This is a genomic window from Shewanella sp. 1311 (genome assembly GCF_059338235.1).
In genome coordinates this window covers 2,449,603-2,466,048 of sequence record NZ_CM181686.1, presented here as the reverse complement: position 1 = coordinate 2,466,048, position 16,446 = coordinate 2,449,603, and the positions used below count along the sequence as shown (strand labels likewise).

13 protein-coding genes and 1 riboswitch are annotated in these 16,446 nt (G+C 47.4%); of the genes, 5 read left to right on the top strand and 8 right to left on the bottom strand.

Annotated elements, in window-relative coordinates; translation table 11 throughout:
* Window positions 1-154: 154 nt before the first annotated feature.
* On the bottom strand, window positions 155-808 hold the full coding sequence (gene ribB, locus AC5YB3_RS11105) for a 3,4-dihydroxy-2-butanone-4-phosphate synthase (RefSeq protein WP_494527120.1): 654 nt from the start codon (window positions 806-808) through the stop codon (window positions 155-157).
* A 191-nt stretch (window positions 809-999) separates the two neighbouring features.
* Window positions 1,000-1,229, bottom strand: a riboswitch (FMN riboswitch).
* A gap of 167 nt (window positions 1,230-1,396) precedes the next feature.
* Here ribB and AC5YB3_RS11100 point away from each other — a divergent pair.
* From AC5YB3_RS11100 to AC5YB3_RS11085, 4 genes are all read left to right on the top strand, one after another.
* Window positions 1,397-3,532 carry a S9 family peptidase gene (locus tag AC5YB3_RS11100; protein WP_432321037.1) on the top strand — a complete coding sequence of 712 codons (2,136 nt, stop codon included), beginning with the start codon at window positions 1,397-1,399 and terminating at the stop codon, window positions 3,530-3,532.
* Between the two features lie 11 nt (window positions 3,533-3,543).
* The gene (locus AC5YB3_RS11095) at window positions 3,544-3,993 is read left to right on the top strand and encodes a GIY-YIG nuclease family protein (protein ID WP_494527119.1); all 450 of its coding nucleotides are present in this window, start codon (window positions 3,544-3,546) and stop codon (window positions 3,991-3,993) included.
* Between the two features lie 304 nt (window positions 3,994-4,297).
* Window positions 4,298-4,813 carry an SIMPL domain-containing protein gene (locus tag AC5YB3_RS11090; RefSeq protein ID WP_249269617.1) on the top strand — a complete coding sequence of 172 codons (516 nt, stop codon included), beginning with the start codon at window positions 4,298-4,300 and terminating at the stop codon, window positions 4,811-4,813.
* Between the two features lie 234 nt (window positions 4,814-5,047).
* Entirely contained in the window at window positions 5,048-5,569 is a 522-nt protein-coding gene (locus AC5YB3_RS11085) for a hypothetical protein (RefSeq protein WP_006083658.1), read from the top strand.
* Window positions 5,570-5,872: 303 nt separating this feature from the next.
* Here the strand turns inward: AC5YB3_RS11085 and AC5YB3_RS11080 are convergent, their stop codons facing one another.
* The gene (locus AC5YB3_RS11080; RefSeq protein ID WP_259544521.1) at window positions 5,873-6,658 is read right to left on the bottom strand and encodes a DUF4097 domain-containing protein; all 786 of its coding nucleotides are present in this window, start codon (window positions 6,656-6,658) and stop codon (window positions 5,873-5,875) included.
* A 276-nt stretch (window positions 6,659-6,934) separates the two neighbouring features.
* Here AC5YB3_RS11080 and AC5YB3_RS11075 point away from each other — a divergent pair, with 276 nt between their 5' ends.
* Window positions 6,935-7,702, top strand: coding sequence for a class I SAM-dependent methyltransferase (locus tag AC5YB3_RS11075; RefSeq protein ID WP_494527118.1), 768 nt, complete (start codon window positions 6,935-6,937; stop codon window positions 7,700-7,702).
* A gap of 25 nt (window positions 7,703-7,727) precedes the next feature.
* On the opposite strand, the gene AC5YB3_RS11070 is transcribed toward AC5YB3_RS11075, so the two are convergent.
* From AC5YB3_RS11070 to hslR, 6 genes are all read right to left on the bottom strand, one after another.
* Window positions 7,728-9,782: a M14 family metallopeptidase gene (locus AC5YB3_RS11070; protein WP_494527117.1), complete on the bottom strand. Its 2,055-nt coding sequence runs from the start codon at window positions 9,780-9,782 to the stop codon at window positions 7,728-7,730.
* Between the two features lie 143 nt (window positions 9,783-9,925).
* Window positions 9,926-11,095 carry an FUSC family protein gene (locus AC5YB3_RS11065; protein ID WP_011848180.1) on the bottom strand — a complete coding sequence of 390 codons (1,170 nt, stop codon included), beginning with the start codon at window positions 11,093-11,095 and terminating at the stop codon, window positions 9,926-9,928.
* 294 nt (window positions 11,096-11,389) lie between these two features.
* On the bottom strand, window positions 11,390-12,640 hold the full coding sequence (locus tag AC5YB3_RS11060; protein ID WP_011982087.1) for a dicarboxylate/amino acid:cation symporter: 1,251 nt from the start codon (window positions 12,638-12,640) through the stop codon (window positions 11,390-11,392).
* 579 nt (window positions 12,641-13,219) lie between these two features.
* Window positions 13,220-14,761 carry a phosphoenolpyruvate carboxykinase gene (locus AC5YB3_RS11055; protein ID WP_494527116.1) on the bottom strand — a complete coding sequence of 514 codons (1,542 nt, stop codon included), beginning with the start codon at window positions 14,759-14,761 and terminating at the stop codon, window positions 13,220-13,222.
* Window positions 14,762-14,971: 210 nt separating this feature from the next.
* The gene (gene hslO, locus AC5YB3_RS11050; protein WP_006084926.1) at window positions 14,972-15,832 is read right to left on the bottom strand and encodes an Hsp33 family molecular chaperone HslO; all 861 of its coding nucleotides are present in this window, start codon (window positions 15,830-15,832) and stop codon (window positions 14,972-14,974) included.
* Between the two features lie 14 nt (window positions 15,833-15,846).
* Window positions 15,847-16,245: a ribosome-associated heat shock protein Hsp15 gene (gene hslR / locus AC5YB3_RS11045; RefSeq protein WP_006083650.1), complete on the bottom strand. Its 399-nt coding sequence runs from the start codon at window positions 16,243-16,245 to the stop codon at window positions 15,847-15,849.
* Window positions 16,246-16,446: the final 201 nt, after the last annotated feature.

Sequence of the window (16,446 nt, the reverse complement as noted above, 5' to 3'; positions counted from 1 at the left end):
ATTGCCCTTATGGGCAGTGATTCAGGGAATGGTATAACCGGTGGGATAAGCGATGTTGGACTGCAAATAAAGCCCAATAAAAAGGACGTTTGCCGCAGCGAAACGTCCCTTCGTCTTAAATTAATGACCTAAGTTTAGGCCATTGAAGTCTGACTTAACCGACCTTCGCCAGTAGCGATTTACGGTAGACCACTATGTCTTCAATCGTCAGTACAGGCATATTGTGCAGTGCGCCGAAGGCGATAATTTCGGGTAAACGCGCCATAGTGCCGTCGGGATTGGTGACTTCACACAATACACCAGCAGGTTTTAAGCCAGCGAGTTGCACTAAATCGATCGTGCCTTCGGTGTGGCCGCGGCGGGTTAATACGCCGCCCGGTTGGGCGCGAAGTGGATACACATGGCCTGGGCGAGCGAGATCGCTTGGCCTAGCGTTGTCGGCAATCGCGGCTTTAATGGTGGTCACGCGGTCAGCGGCAGAAACCCCAGTCGTTACACCGACAGTTGCTTCAATGCTCACAGTAAATGCCGTGCCGTATTGGCTCGAGTTGTGCTCGACCATAGCAGGCAGTTCGAGGGCTTTGATTTTTTCATCGGGTAAACACAGGCAAACAATACCGCTACATTCGCGGATGAGCATGGCCATTTGGGCGTTCGTCAACGTCTCGGCAGCGAAAATTAAATCGCCTTCGTTTTCTCTATCTTCGTCATCGACAACTAACACACCTTGGCCTTGACGCAGGGCATTAAGACCCGCTTCAACGCGTTCGATAGCGGTACCAAAAGGAGCAAGTAAAGACTGATTCATGGTTAATATCCTTAAAAAATACGACATTGGAATATCCAGAATCAGGGCGTGCAGAAATACAACCTAATCAAACCTAATGGCTCGATTTTGCTGTAGCAATATCACTTCACTTGGGGTGAAGTTATTGCAAAACATGAGGCTAACACTGCAATACATAAGCGCGTTGCACTTAAATACCACAAGGTGTTGTCTTACATTCTCTTCCATCCGGACTCAGCACTGTCGCCATTAAAGCAAACAGTCCATTACCGTCGGCTCTGGAATAGTCAGTTTTGCACTAGGCAAAATCTAAGGCACCAGATCTGCTGACCCCGAAAGTGATTTCGGGCGCTCGCGGGCTTTGGGGATGCTCAGTAAAATAATCACTTAGCGTTACCCATTTACCGCCGGTGGGGAGTTTCACCCCGCCCTGAGAATTTGCTTTTGAGCCGTTTGCGCTCAAAAACGCGGTTATGTTGCTCTTATTTACCGCGAATGGCAACTTCTCGCGTTCAATGTTTGCGCTAGTGCACACCTGACCACTATCATACTAATTTATTTGCCGTCGCATTTTTCGACGGTCGTTATGGACGTCACAAGGACGTATAAATGCGATCTCTGCTGCTAACTTTAGGTATTGCCATGTTGTTATCCGGTTGTTCGACCTCAAAAGGGCAAGTACCCGCCCCAGTTGCTGAAAAAATTCCCCATGTGATGACCTTGCATGGCGTAACGCGCACCGATGATTACTATTGGCTGCGTGACGATGAACGCAAAGATCCTAAAGTGTTGGCCCATCTCGAAGCCGAGAATCGCTACACAGCGGCCTATTTCAAACCCTTAAAACCGCTGCAAGATGGTCTTTTTAAAGAGTTAACTGAGCGCTTAGTCGCCGATGAGTCGAGCGTGCCGTACCAATGGCACCAGCACAGTTATTACAGTCGTTATAAAGAAGGCGGCGAATATCCGTTAATCAGCCGTAAAGGCGCCGATGGCGTTGAGCAAGTGATGCTGGATGTTAACGAGCGAGCTAAGGGCCATGAGTTTTATGGCTTAGGCGGCGCCAGTGTTAGCCCTGATGAAACCATGTTGGCCTTTGGTGAAGACGTCCTTAGCCGCCGTGTATACCACATTTATTTTAAAGATTTGGCCTCGGGCGACATGATCGTCGACGTGCTTGAAAACACCGAAGGTCGAGTGGTGTGGGCGAACGACAACAAACATGTGTTCTATATCGCCAAAGATTTGCAGACCTTACTTGGCTACCAAGTGTATCGCCATGAGCTAGGCACTAAGCAATCTAGCGACGTGTTAGTGTATGAAGAACAAGACGATTCTTTTTATATCTCGCTCGGCAAAACCTTAGATGAGTCGCAAATTGTGTTGTTCCAAGAGAGCACCACAACGAGCGAAGTGTCAGTGCTCGATGCCAGCGAACCACTGGGTTTATTCAAGCCTGTGTTAGCGCGGGAAGAAGGCCACGAATATAGCGTGTCTAAGTTGGGCGATACTTATTACATTCTCACCAACTGGCAGGCGACTAACTTCCGCTTGATGAAGGTCGCCATCAAAGATGCGGCGGACAAATCTAAGTGGCAAGAAGTGGTTGCGCATAATCCCAATGCCCGTATCGAAGATGAGTTAGTGCTCAAGGATTATCTGATTATTCAGACTCGCGAAAATGGCCTGACGCGAATTAAAGTGATGCCGTTCAATGGTCAAAAGCCTTTCGAACTGAGCTTTGATGAACCTGCCTATGTGATGGGTCTAGATGTTAATTCTCAGCAAGACAGCAATAAGTTACGCATTTTCTACTCTAGCCTGACAACGCCAGAAGCCGTATACGAATATTCGCTAGTGAATCCAGATAGACGGGATTTATTAAAACAAGATCAAGTCTTAGGCGGCTTCGATGCCAGCCAATATCGTGCCGAACGTGTGTTTATTACTGCCCGTGATGGCGCGAAAGTGCCTGTCTCTTTGGTGTATCGTAAAGATAAATTCAAGAAAGATGGCACTAACCCTCTGTATCAATACGGTTATGGATCTTACGGTTACACAGTTGAACCCGATTTTTCTTCATCCGTTATCAGTCTGCTCGATCGCGGCTTTGTGTATGCCATCGCCCACGTGCGCGGCTCTGAAATGCTTGGTCGCCCTTGGTATGACGACGGTAAGCTGTTGAATAAGCAAAACACCTTCAATGATTTTATCGACGTAACAACGGCATTAACGGCACAAGGTTATGGCGATAAAAACAAGGTCGTCGCCTCTGGCGGCAGCGCAGGAGGTTTGCTGATGGGCGCAATTGCTAACCAAGCGCCGGACAAGTATTTTGCCATCGCAGCCCATGTGCCGTTTGTTGATGTGGTAACGACTATGCTGGACGAGTCGATTCCATTGACGACCAATGAGTACGACGAGTGGGGCAATCCGAACGAGAAAACCTATTTCGATTACATGCTGAGTTACTCGCCCTACGACAATGTCACCGAGCAAGAATACCCACACATGTTAGTCACGACAGGTTTGCATGATTCACAGGTGCAGTATTTTGAACCCGCCAAGTGGGTCGCTAAGCTGCGCGATGTTAAAAACCAATGGTATAAGAGCGACGATAAAGTCTTGTTACTTAACGTGGATATGGAAGCCGGCCACGGTGGTAAGAGTGGTCGTTATCGCCAATACCAAGACACAGCCCAAGAATATGCCTTCTTCTTGAGTCTGTTAGGTATGGCAAAGTAGGTCATTCGTAAGTGACCGAATCAGCCGTGAGCCTAGGCAATACTGACAAAGAAGTTTTACAGCAACATGAGTTACTGGGGGCAGACACACTTGCCCCAGTGACTAGCGCTGTCGTTACCAAAGATATAGTTACAGAAGCTTCGCTGAATCCCGTACTATTAAATCCTGCACCTCTGAAGCCTACACCCATAAAGTCATCATCCCTCTGGTACTTGTATCTAGTCCGCTGCGGCAACGGGCATTTATACACAGGCGTCACCACCAACGTATCGCGACGTTTTAGCGAGCATCAGTCGGGTGGCATCAAATCCGCTAAGTATCTGCGCGGTAAAGGTCCATTAACGCTGATGTATCAAGAGCAGGTTGGTAGTCACGGCGATGCACTGCGACGTGAGATCGCAGTTAAAAAGTTAAGCCGTAGTCAAAAGCTGGCATTGATTGAATCTGCTGAATATAGATAGTGCGAGATAAAAGAGCTAAATCATTGGTGTACACGTGTAATGATTAAGCACTGTCATTCCAGTGACACGCCGTGAATATATCCCTATAGGCTCGACGACGGCATCCATGCCGTCAACGGTCACTTCCATGTCAGTGCTTAATCCCGTTAACCACTGAGTATTCTGTTAGCCTGCATTCTGTCGTTACGTTGCAAAATTTAACAATGGGTGTCTCAGTATATACAGTGGTCTATCTTGAGGTGGAAAGCTTAAAGCGAGTAGTGCCGAAGCTAAAAATGATGTAGATGATAGGGTTAACAAGCTTTTGTTAGGCCTTGGCAAATTTAATGTCGATGAGAAGAATGTTTCTGCGTCCTCAATCTCGACAGCGCCCGAGTATTCCTTCGGTGATAATGAAAAACGTGTGCTTGATGGTTACCGAGCTAGTCGCAATTTAAAAGTGACCCTCAATAACTTAGAACAGCTAAATGCTTTTATGGATTTTGCCCTAAGTGTACAACTTGATGAAATCACACGCGTTGAGCTGAAATCCTCGAAAGAGGCTGAGCTTAAAAATGAGGCTAGAGCCTTGGCTGTTGCTGATGCTAAAGAAAGAGGAAGTCTATTGGCGAACGCTTTTGGGGCTACTATTGGCAAAATTTACAGCATTGGTTCTTCAACAGATGACAGCATTGGCCGTTATGGTGCCAACAATGGAATCGAGCGAATAGAGGTAACTGGTTCACGTATGGGGAAACCTCAAGTGACAGGGCAATATCTGCAGGAGAATATGGTTTTTTCAGCATCTATCAGTGTGGTATTTGATCTCGATGTTAAGTGATAGTTTTACTACAAAAGTCCGGATTGACACAAATAGTTATCGCAACATCAAAAATTTCACAAGAGGTGTCTCGATAAACTTAGCTAAAAAGTGGAAAATGGAACTTCAAGATTGGATGTCTGCAATGATCCTGTTTATGACCACTTTTCTTGTTACTGGATAATTACAAACGAAGTATATTTCGAACTTAAGTAATGTCTTTTAGTTCTGCATTCGAATAATAAAGGAATTATTGTGCATATTATTATTGGATTTTTAACGGCATTAGCAACAGTGCTTTTTGCATTGGATAGATTGGGGATTGACATAGGCTGGTTTAACCCGTGGGCTTGGCAGCGTCGCCGCGCATGGTTAAAGCAATCAACTGGACATCCCGCCTATGGTCTTAATAAGCCAATTGATGCAATTGCTTTGATAGCAACTGCAGCAGCGAAAATTGACGGTGATCTTTCAATTGAAGAAAAAGAAAAACTAAAGGTTATATTTCAAAAGACGTTCAATCAGTCTGAAAAAGATGCTGTACAACTGATTGGTGCAAGTGTTTATCTTTTAGGATCAGGAGAAGATGTTTTTCAAGCACCTGAGAAAGTATTAAAACTTTCACTAGAGAGCTTTTCTGAGGCACAAAGAACATCCTCAATAGAGTTAATTTCAGAAATAATAAATGTAGGCGGCCAACCATCTGAGGTTCAAACAGTTTTCTTCAAGAAAGTCAAAAAAATCATGACGTCAAATGCTAGTAGAAATGAGTGGTAGATAATTTAGCTTTGGCTTGAATAATAAATACGAGTATATCGAGACATCCATAGTCAAATTTTGCTCCGAAAAGACAAATAGGTAAAACTTTACCAACGACTGGCCTGCATTGTGGTTGGAGAAGTAAGAATCGAGAGCTAAAAAGATGCCACTACAAGGGGTTAGTGGCATAAATGCATAAGTCTGGCATACGCTTAAAAGGGTGGGTAGAAGACTGACATCTTGGCTGGGAACCGTTGCAACATCAGTCTCTACGCCGGGAAGTAGGTAAAACCTTTGGGTGTAGGGTAGTAAAACGGCGCGTTATTCCATGCTTACTGGGCCGTCGATTTTGTTAAATTTCACATCACCAGAACCTGCCGCAAGAATCGTTAATCCCTTAGTGTTAAAGACATTAATGTCGCCTGAGCCATCTGTGATGGTCACTGGACTCTGCACATTGGCGACTTCGATGTTGCCTGAACCATCATCGATAGCGATATTGCCGCGAATATCAGTCACCTTGATTGCGCCAGAGCCATCGTCAATCGTGAGGTTGCCGTTGATTTGACTGACTTCAATGTCCCCTGAACCATCATCAATGCTGACATTGTTACCGCCGTTGATGATGAGTTCACCTGAACCGTCTTTGACATTGATATCTGCTGTCATCTTACTGATCAAAATGGCACCTGAGCCGTCATCGATATCCAGTGCTAAATTCGCAGGCACTTGCAGTTTTAGATCGATGTAGGGCGAGTAATTATTAAAACCGCTTTGTTCAAAATCGGCTTTGAGCTTGGCCTTGTTGGCCTTTTTCTCAAGGGTGAGAATGACTTTGCTGTCGTCGTTGCCGTCCTTATTGCTATAGATGTCGGCGACGAGTTTAATTTGGGTTAGGCCTTCGACACCGATAATTTCGAGGCTGCCTGCGCCAGTCTCAGCAATCAGGCCTTGCAAGTCTTGGCTATCGAGTGTGAGTTCGCGTTGCTGGTGGTCTAAATCGGGCATGCCAGCAGCGTTGACATTAATAATGCAGCCAGTGAGCGATACCCCTGCGGTAAACACCAATATAAAAGCGAGGGTGAATATAAATGGGCGTAGTGACATGTTAGCTTCCTTGTTTATCTGGCACTCGTTATTCGGGTGAGCGCTGAGTCGTCTTGCGATGGATAAGACATTGCACAGCCCATGCCAATTTTAAGTTTCTTTTACAATCAATTATTTAACCTAAAAGTGTCCGCGCTTGGCTGTGCGGACATGTCCGCCGAATGAGGGATTTACTCACAGATTAGTGAAATTGCTCATTTATTAAGTTAGCTTGAGCCTCATAGGTCTGGCCGGGCAAACATACAAAAAATACAAAAAACATAAGAAGGGATGCAGATGGATTATTTAACGACGAACAAGACGGCTTGGGATGCGCGCACTCGGGTACATTTAACTTCGGATTTTTACGATGTGGCGGGCTTCCTGCGTGGGAATAGTTCATTAAGGGAAATCGAGCTGAGCGAGCTTGATGTGGCTGGTAAAAGCTTGCTGCATCTGCAATGCCATTTTGGCTTAGATACCCTGTCGTGGGCGCGCATGGGCGCTAAAGTACTGGGCGTTGATTTGTCTGAGGTGGCGATTGATGAAGCACAAAAGCTGGCGCAGCAGACACAATTGTCCGCCGAGTTTATTTGTAGCGATGTTTACAGTGTGGCGAGCAAGGTTGAGCCGCAAGATATTGTTTTTACGTCCTATGGTGCCATTGTGTGGCTGCCAGATTTAACCCTGTGGGCGCAGACGGTTGCTGACTGTTTAAAACCCGGCGGACAGTTTTACATGGCCGAGTTTCATCCGGCGCAGCAGTTGTTCGATGGTTATAGCTATTTTAATCGGGGTGAGCCAGACATCGAGCAGGAAGGCACTTATACCGAAAATGCCGGTGATGATCAGCAAACCTTAATGTGTTGGTCACACAGTTTATCGGAAGTGATCAATGCGTTATTGCAGGCGGGCTTAGTGTTGGAGTTCTTCCACGAATTTGATTTCAGCCCGTACAACTGTTTCGAAGGGCTCGAAGCGCAAGCCGATGGTCGTTATGTGTTAACACACCAAGGGCAGAATGTGCCCTTGGTGTATAGCATAAGTGCTCGTAAGCCCGCGTAATCCTAGCCGTTTGTGTTGGCGAGGATTAACGACTACGGTAAACCGGATACTTAAGGTAGCGGTTATCGTAGTAAGGGCTGCGTTCATAGAACCAGCGCAGGCGTGCCTCGGGATCGGCGGCAAATTCGGCGTTGGTCAGTGCCTTGTCGAACTCAGCCTGCAGCTTAGGATCTTCTTTCAACATCTTGGCCGCCAGTGGCTCTACCGCATAATCTTCAATGTATTCAGTGCGGGTGAAGATAGGATTAAAGAAACCCCATTGCAGCAAAGAATCTGGTGATTGCGGCTCCAGCAGTAAAACCGCCAGATCGCCCAGAGGTTGATCTGTGCTGATTTTAATGGTGCCAGCGGACAGAGTAGTGCTGACTTTCGTCAACTCTGACTCGGTTTTGACCGTTTGATGGCCCTCAAAATCCTTAGTGTTAAATACTGGGTTACTGAGTTTGTATTGCTGTAATTTAAGCTCTGTCGGTTTGGTCAGGCGCGTCATGCGGATGCCATGTATGTTCAGGCGATCAATCACTTGCGTCCATTGCGCCGGAATATAGTAAGCGCTCGGACGAGTGACTTTAATATCGGGCACAGTCTCGGCGAGCACAGGCAGATTTGGGTACAGCTTAGGTTGACCGTTCCAGCGCACCACCTCAGTGCCGCTGATGGGACTCTGCTCCAGCTTGTAATCTATGCCCTTAAAGTCCCAACCTTTTGCCAGTGGTGCCGATTTCCACGTGAGGGTGATCAGCGGTGAGGCGCGGTATTTATCTTCCTGAATCGCACTCTTCAGTTTAGTCGCCTGTTCGCCCACGGTTTTGAGGGTTTGCTCTAGCATCACATAGGTGCCGAGCACTCTTTGTTTAAAGGGTTTTAAGCTGTGGTTTTCAATCAAAATAGTGGGTAAATGGCGCGCATCACCATAACCGTTAGAGAAGCGCGGGCTCGGATTCCACAGCGACATACCTTTGGTGATATCGGCGTTATCAACGGCAAAAATCAGCGGGCCGGGAATATGGCCTTGCTCGGTTAATGCCGCTTCAACTGCGGGTCTGTAGTTGTTTTCGAGCCAGCGGTAACTGGCTGGGCTTAATCCTTGGGCAAGGTTATAACCAAAGGTGACATCGTATTGGTAATCGATGCCGTCGGTGACATGCACGTCGATATATAAATCTGGCTGCCACACGTTGATTGCGCGCAGCATGTGCTGCATTTCTAAGGTATCGGCCTTGGCATAATCGCGGTTAAGGTTGAGATTATTTGCGGTAGTGCGCCAGCCCATATTCACTGGGCCACGTTGATTCACGCGATTAAATTCGCCGCTGCGCTCATGGGCATCGACACTAAACATAGGCACAAACAAGAGGTTGGCTTTATCCAACAGGGCGCTTTTATCGCCCTTAATGATGTCGCGTAGCAGCATCATACCAGCATCTTTACCGTCGATTTCTCCGGCATGAATCCCTGCTTGCACTAAAACCGTTGGCTTAGTGTTTTGCTTGAGGCGCGCCGACTCATTAATACCTTCACTGCTGGCGATATACATCCAAATATCGCGCCCCTGTGGGCTCTTACCTAAGCTAACCTTTTGTAATTTATTGGTCTCGCCTGCAAGTTTGTCGAGCCAAGCGATAGTGGCCTCGTAGCTTGGGCTTTCAATACCACTACTTTGTTCAAACGGCGTCGCCCACTCGTTATCGACACTCAACATGAGCGATTCGCTGGCGCCATGCCAAGTGATACTCGGCGGTAAAATGGCATCGTTGACAAAGGTGTTGGCTCGCTCAGGTAACTGCGCGGGCTCTGGTGCTACAGTGGTGGCATCGGTTGCGACAGCCGCAGCGGGTTCGGTTGCTTGGGTATTCGCAGCTGGACTTACATCCTGTGGCGCTGTTGCTACTGGGGTTTCAACTGGCGTTTTGTTGGTGACGGTTTGCGCCGCAGCGACTGGCGTTGAGGTTGGCAAATCTGTAGATGCTTGAGCTGTTTTGGCCAAGGTTTTTGCATCGTTGGCAACAGCATCGACTGAGTAGAGACTGCCCGCAGAAAGGCAGGCAATGGCGATAACGGAGAGGGAAAATAAGCGCATGAAAAGAGTCCATATATCGAATTTTTATTAGGACGGTATCTTTTCATTAAACGCCCCGTTAACGCAAGGGCGGTCAAGGGTTTATCTGGCATTCAGGCGGTGGGTTAATACGATTGGTATAAAACCCTGAATGACATAACAGGCTAATCCGCTTTGCCGGACGTTATCTGCGATGCGGGCTGCTTGTTATAGGCAATTTCGATAATGGCGATGTCTTCGTAAAGCGCTTCGACGGCAATGGCGAGCTGATAAATAAGCCAGCTATATCCTGTGAGCGCAAATCCCTGCGGGACTTCGCCGTCGGTTGCGGCGGCATTTGAATCGGTTGTTGATGCCGTGGTTGTTGATGTCTCGATTGTCGATGTTATAGGGGCTGAGGCTAGCGCAAGCTGGAGTCTGTGTTGTAACTCTTGTTCTAAGCATTCTGGCAAGGTCGGTAATTGTTGGGCTTTACCCGCCACAAACTCTGCAAGCTGTTGTAAATAGAAGGCGAGCTCAGAGGCAACCGCATTAATCTGCAGATAGGCGTCTTTGTCTTCTTCCTGCCAGCGGGTTAAGGGCAAGAGTTCGAGCAAGGTGATTAGGCGCACTTGTTTATTAGCAAGTTGCGACAGCAGTACTTTGTGTTTTTTGAGGGTTTTACTTTCCCATTCTAAGGAGAAAAACAGCTTCTTCTGGGTGAGTACGGCTTTCATTGCGGCTTCGAGTTTAGCGCGAAAATCGAGGTCGTGATTAGCGGGCGCTTTAAGATGCTGGGCTAGTACTTCGGCCATATTGTCGATGGCATGAGTGAGTTGAGATCGCCAATCTTGTTTGGCTTTGATCGGGAAAATAAACAGCGAGACCAAAATAGCGATCACGCAGCCAGAAAGTATATTGGCCGTGCGCCACAGTGCCTCGGAGGTGTCGTGATTTGCATCGCCGACCACTATTATGATGGTAAATCCTGACACTAAATAGGCGTAGCTGTAGCGTCCGGCCGAGATAAAACAAATCAAACTGACGGCCAAGATCAGCAGGCTCATGATCAGCCAATAACTGTCGACTGTGGCAACCAACATCACCCCATAAGCCGAGCCTAAACATGTGCCTATCGCTCTTTGCAGTGACTTTTCAATCGCGCCGCCGACCTGCGGCAGACTCATCATGATGACAACAATCGTCACCATGCTCCAAATAAAATGCGGCGGCGCCCAAATAGCATTAATAGTGACAGCGACGAGCAGGGCTAAACCGAGCTTTAAGGCGTGGACTGAACGGAAATGACGATAGATAAAGTCGGCAAAGGGTGTGGCTGGGGCAAATACAGACATAGGGCAGAATTCCTTTGGGCGTTAGCCAAGCGACATTATGTAGAGTCAGTATCGCAGAAAAACCGTGTCACTTGCGGCTATTGCGCCAGAAAGAAATACGAATTGCGAAATCTAGCAAATTGAGCTTAGTGGATTGCGCGGGAGAGATCACATTTAAATTCAGATATTTGAATTGGATTGGCTGAACAGTCGTGTGTAGAAGCGGGGTGTTATGCCGTGCAGCAGGCATAAAAAAGGCTTGAATAAGGGGTGCCTATTCAAGCCGGTATTTGAAGCGTTGAGTGACTGTATTCGCTAGCTTAAGCTGCGCTCGCTATCCGCTTTAACGTCAACTTCTGTGTACTTATCCATGATCAAGGCACAAGCTGCATCGCCAGTGATATTAAGAGCGGTGCGGATCATGTCAAACACTCGATCTAAGGCAAACAGTAAAGGTAAACCATCGATAGGGATGCCAGCCGCTAACAGCACTGCCACCACTAAGAAAGACGGACCGGGCACACCCGCTTGACCAATTGCGCCTAAGGTCGAAGTGAAGATAATGGCTGCATAGGCCGTCATCGACAGGTCGACGTTATACATTTGAGCGAAGAACATGGCCACTAAACCATAATAAATCGCGTTGCCGCTCATATTGATCGTGGCGCCTAACGGCAGCACGAAGGCTGTGGTTGCTTTAGAGACTTTAAGATCTTCCTCGCAGGTTTCCATATTCACCGGCAGCGTCGCCATTGACGAGGCGGTCGATAACGCCATCACCTGTGGTTTCTTCATTGCCGAAATAAACTGGCGCGCCGACACCCTTGAAAAGAGCTGTACCACCAATGGGAAGAAGATAAAACCGTAAATCAGAATCGCGGCCACAAATACGGCGAATAACTTAAATACCACTTCTAACGCATCGAAACCGAAGGTGCCCACGGAATCGGCCATCAAACCAAATACACCAATAGGCGCAATGATCATCACGCAGTTGATCATCCACACAAAGGCATCGACGACAGTGTTGAGTGCAGCCAAAATAGGCTTAGCACCATCGCCTTTAACCTTAGTCAGCGCGATACCGAAGAAGATACTAAAGACTAATATTTGTAAGATGTTACCGCCGTTCAGCGATTCGAACACATTGGTTGGGATCATACCGATAAAGGTATCCATCACCCCAGGCAATGCGCCGTGTTCCTTGGTTACTTCCATCAAATCTGAGCTGCTGTGGGCTGTGAAATCCACACCCGCGCCCGGTTGAAACAGATTTCCCATCACCAACGCCAGCACCACGGCGATGCCAGATGTCACGATAAAGAAGCCAAAAGTGCCGATGCCAATCTTACCCGCCGATGGGCTATCGCCTAAACTCGCGGCACCGCTGATGATAGAAACTAACACTAGTGGGATCACTAGCATTTTGATTAAATGGATAAAAATGGTTCCGAGTGGTGCAAACACGCTTGCACTCTCGCCCATGATAAAACCGACTAGCGCGCCGATAATCATGGCAATAACCACTTGCACACCAATATTGCCTAATAAACTCTTGCTCTTCATTCTTGCGAAACTCCCCAGTTGCCGCAGCATTTTGTGTCATGTAGACGATTTGAATCTAGACGCCGTAAACCTTAGTGATTAAGGCTTACTCTAGGCTAAAAGCCAATGCCCAACACTTTTTTTGTCCGGCTAAAGTACCACAATTGCATAGCTGGGGATTGTGAAACATTACCAACCTTGGTTTCAAAATAACCAAAGTCTAAATCACGTTAATGTTAAATGAAGAATACTTAAATTTATTAGCTTAAAAATGAATAAAGTTTATTTAATGGTGCGATTTTAGCTGCCGGATTGGTGAATTGTTATTTTTGGGGCTGTTGCAACATCTGCTATATAAATTTAATTCGGATGCCCACCAATATAGTTGCCGTCGCAATGATGCCGTTGGGAGATATTAAGCGTCCATCCATCTTTAATGAGGGAGTCGCTGAGCTTTAAATGGTCGTGCAGCATTGACTCTGTGGGATCTTAATAGCATCAAGACTAAGTATTTGCCTTTGGCACGACAATAAAAAGCGCCGACTCATTGCTGGGTCGGCGCTTTTTTACAAGTAAGGCTATGGCTTAATGCTTAAGCGCTTATGCCTTTGGACCAGCGTTGCGGATAGCGTCAGACACTTGATACTTAGCGAAGTTTTTAGTGAAAGCTTCGGCCAGCTTCTGGGTATATTCGGCGTATAGCGCTTTATCGCCCCAAGTGTTGATTGGGTTGAGTAAATTGCTGTCTACGCCAGTGACTGCCACAGGAACAGCGAGGTTCAATGTGTCTAAGTGGACGGTTTCCACATCTTTCAACTCACCGCTGACAATCGCATCGACGATGGCGCGAGTGGTGGGGATGTCAAAACGTTTACCCACACCGTGTGGACCGCCAGTCCAGCCGGTGTTGACTAAGTATACTTGGCTACCGAAGGACTCAATGCGCTTCATTAACAGTTCAGCGTACACACCAGCAGGACGTGGGAAGAAAGGTGCACCGAAGCACGTTGAGAAGGTCGATTGGATCGCTGAGGTTGAGCCGATTTCAGTCGAACCTACTTTAGCGGTGTAGCCAGACAAGAAGTGGTATGCCGCTTGTTCTTTGGTCAGGATAGACACAGGTGGTAATACGCCAGATACGTCGCAGGTTAAGAACACAACGGCATGTGGCTCGGCGCCGCAGTTGTCTTCTTTACGTTGGGCGATGTGCTCCAGCGGATACGCCGCGCGGGTGTTTTCCGTCAGGCTGCTGTCTTTGTAGTTGGGTACGCGGTGTTCGTCCATTACGACGTTTTCAAGCACAGTGCCGAAACGAATCGCATCCCAAATAACAGGTTCATTCTTCTGGCTTAAATCGATACATTTGGCGTAGCAACCGCCTTCAATATTGAATACGCCACCAGGTGCCCAGCCGTGTTCATCGTCACCGATCAGGAAGCGTTTTGGATCGGCAGAGAGTGTGGTTTTACCTGTGCCAGATAAACCGAAAAATAGCGTAGTGTCGCCATCTTTACCTACGTTGGCCGAGCAGTGCATAGGTAGCACGCCTTGGGCTGGCAGTAGGAAGTTTTGTACAGAAAACATCGACTTCTTCATTTCACCAGCGTATTTCAGGCCAGCTAGCAGCACTTTACGTTCGGCGAAGTTTAAAATCACCGCTGCATCTGAGTTAGTGCCATCACGCGCGGGATCGCAAACAAAGTCAGGGGCATTGATGATCTGCCACACCGGCTTGTCTTTACGGTTAAATTCTTCTGGGATGATAAAAAGGTTGCGGGCGAACAGTTGGTGCCAAGCGTATTGCGTGGTGACACGTACTGGTTGGTAATGCTCAGTATCGGCACCGACTTCGAGATCAGAGACAAACAGTTCTTTATCGGCTAGGTAAGCTTCAACCCGTGCCCATAAACCTTCAAAAGCACCTGGGTCGAAAGCTTGATTGACAGGGCCCCATTCAATCTCTGCTTCAGAACTGGGTTCTCTTACGATAAAACGATCGCCGGGTGAGCGACCACTGCGAGCGCCTGTTTTAGCGACTAATGCGCCATTGGCTGTCAATTCACCTTCGCCGCGTAGCAGGGCAAATTCGACAAGTTGTGCTGTTGAGGGGTTAAAGTGAACGCGGTTTAATCCATCCGCCATAGTGAGGTCTCCATTTGATTTGTAAGGTTATTTTGTTATCGATCGTCTGCCGATTTTATTTTATTTATCACCTAAGCTTTGCTAGGTAACAAAGTGAGGCGATTGTAGCCTAAGCCGAGTGCAATGTGTGAGGGGATTGTGGGGATGAATAAAAAATGGGCGCCGAATCGGGCGCCCATATTGTTTAGCTTTGATGATCCGGTTAACCGATTATTGCTGGGTCGTTGACGTCTGACCGTTCGCAAATAATGCGGCTACGTCTATGGCATCAAAAATGTATTTTGCGTGGCAATACTCACAGCCCATTTCGATCTTACCGTCTTCGGCGAGAATGGCTTCGATTTCCGCTTGATCTAAGGTCTTGATCGCGCCGGCACTGCGTTCATGGGAGCAAGTACACTTAAAGCTCACATCGATAGGATCGAATAGGCGCACTTCTTCCTGATGATATAGGCGATGTAACACGCTTTCAGCGTCGAGTGTGAACAGCTCTTCGGCCTTGATCGTCGACGTCAGTTGGCTCAAGTGTTCGAAGTCTGGGTTATGATCTTCTTTGCTTGGCAGAATTTGTAGGAACATGCCCGCCGCTTGTTTGCCGTCGGCAAATAACCAAATGCCTGTTGGTAACTGTTCAGATTGATTGAAGTATTCTTCAACACAGGCCGCTAGCGTTGGCTTGTCGAGTGCGACCACACCTTGGTAGCGTTCACCTTCGTCGGGTGTTAAGGTGATGACCATATAGCCCTGACCGAAAAGATCGGTAAGGCTGGCATCATCGGCGAGTTCTGCATTCCAGCGAGCCACGCCGCGTAGCTCTTGTAGATTGTTACCGTTGATCACCGCTAAAGAAACAGGACCATTGCCCTGTAACTGTACGCTGATATCGCCGCTAAATTTCAATGTCGCCGTTAATAGTGAGGTGGCAGCCATTAATTCACCCAGTAATACTTGCAGTACGGCTGGATATTCTTGGGCGCTGATCACTTGTTGATAGCTGTCTTGTAACTGCACCAGTTCACCACGCACATCGGCATTGTCGAACAAGTAGCGGTGTAAAGTATCTTGGTTCATCGTGTATCTCACTGTTAAAGGTCTTTAAAGCGCATGAGCTGGCGTCGTTGCTTTTTATCTGGTTTCTGATCGGGTATCGGGTTATTGAGCATGTTGAGACGTCGTTGCTCAGCATTAATGGCCCGTTTAGCCAGACTTGTCGCGGTTTCTTCGTACAATTCTTGTGCAATCGCACCACTTTGGCGTAATTGCGATAATTTTTTTATGACGATCTCTTTATCGTCATATCCTTGGCGTATCTTAAGGACGGCGCCTATCTCGGCATTCCTACTAGATTTGGCGCGCTGGCCGTTGTAATGTACTTTGCCGCCGTTAATCATTTCTTTGGCGATGGCACGGGTTTTATAGAAACGTGCAGCCCAAAGCCACTTATCGAGTCGAATGTCTGTTTTGTCGCTTTGACCTTGAGTCATAGTGTCTCCAGCTAAAAGATCGATGAGTTCACATGCCGAGCAAGAAAATGCGTGAAGTGCATTTCTATTATGTTAAAGGGTGGCGTGCTTCACACCCTTTTGTGGCGGGCAAAGTTAGCATAATTGGCCTATTTTCGCCAATTTGAATGCTGTTAAGGGCTTGTTGCCAAATGCAGCCTAGGTTAGCATGAGGCGGTTATT

What these genes read in the sequence shown, in the direction of transcription:
- AC5YB3_RS11055 (WP_494527116.1), bottom strand. Translation starts at nt 14,761, where the DNA reads ATGGCGGATGGATTAAACCGCGTTCACTTTAACCCCTCAACAGCACAA.
- ribB (WP_494527120.1), bottom strand. Translation starts at nt 808, where the DNA reads ATGAATCAGTCTTTACTTGCTCCTTTTGGTACCGCTATCGAACGCGTT.
- AC5YB3_RS11100 (WP_432321037.1), top strand. Translation starts at nt 1,397, where the DNA reads ATGCGATCTCTGCTGCTAACTTTAGGTATTGCCATGTTGTTATCCGGT.
- hslO (WP_006084926.1), bottom strand. Translation starts at nt 15,832, where the DNA reads ATGAACCAAGATACTTTACACCGCTACTTGTTCGACAATGCCGATGTG.
- AC5YB3_RS11070 (WP_494527117.1), bottom strand. Translation starts at nt 9,782, where the DNA reads ATGCGCTTATTTTCCCTCTCCGTTATCGCCATTGCCTGCCTTTCTGCG.
- AC5YB3_RS11065 (WP_011848180.1), bottom strand. Translation starts at nt 11,095, where the DNA reads ATGTCTGTATTTGCCCCAGCCACACCCTTTGCCGACTTTATCTATCGT.
- AC5YB3_RS11075 (WP_494527118.1), top strand. Translation starts at nt 6,935, where the DNA reads ATGGATTATTTAACGACGAACAAGACGGCTTGGGATGCGCGCACTCGG.
- hslR (WP_006083650.1), bottom strand. Translation starts at nt 16,245, where the DNA reads ATGACTCAAGGTCAAAGCGACAAAACAGACATTCGACTCGATAAGTGG.
- AC5YB3_RS11080 (WP_259544521.1), bottom strand. Translation starts at nt 6,658, where the DNA reads ATGTCACTACGCCCATTTATATTCACCCTCGCTTTTATATTGGTGTTT.
- AC5YB3_RS11060 (WP_011982087.1), bottom strand. Translation starts at nt 12,640, where the DNA reads ATGAAGAGCAAGAGTTTATTAGGCAATATTGGTGTGCAAGTGGTTATT.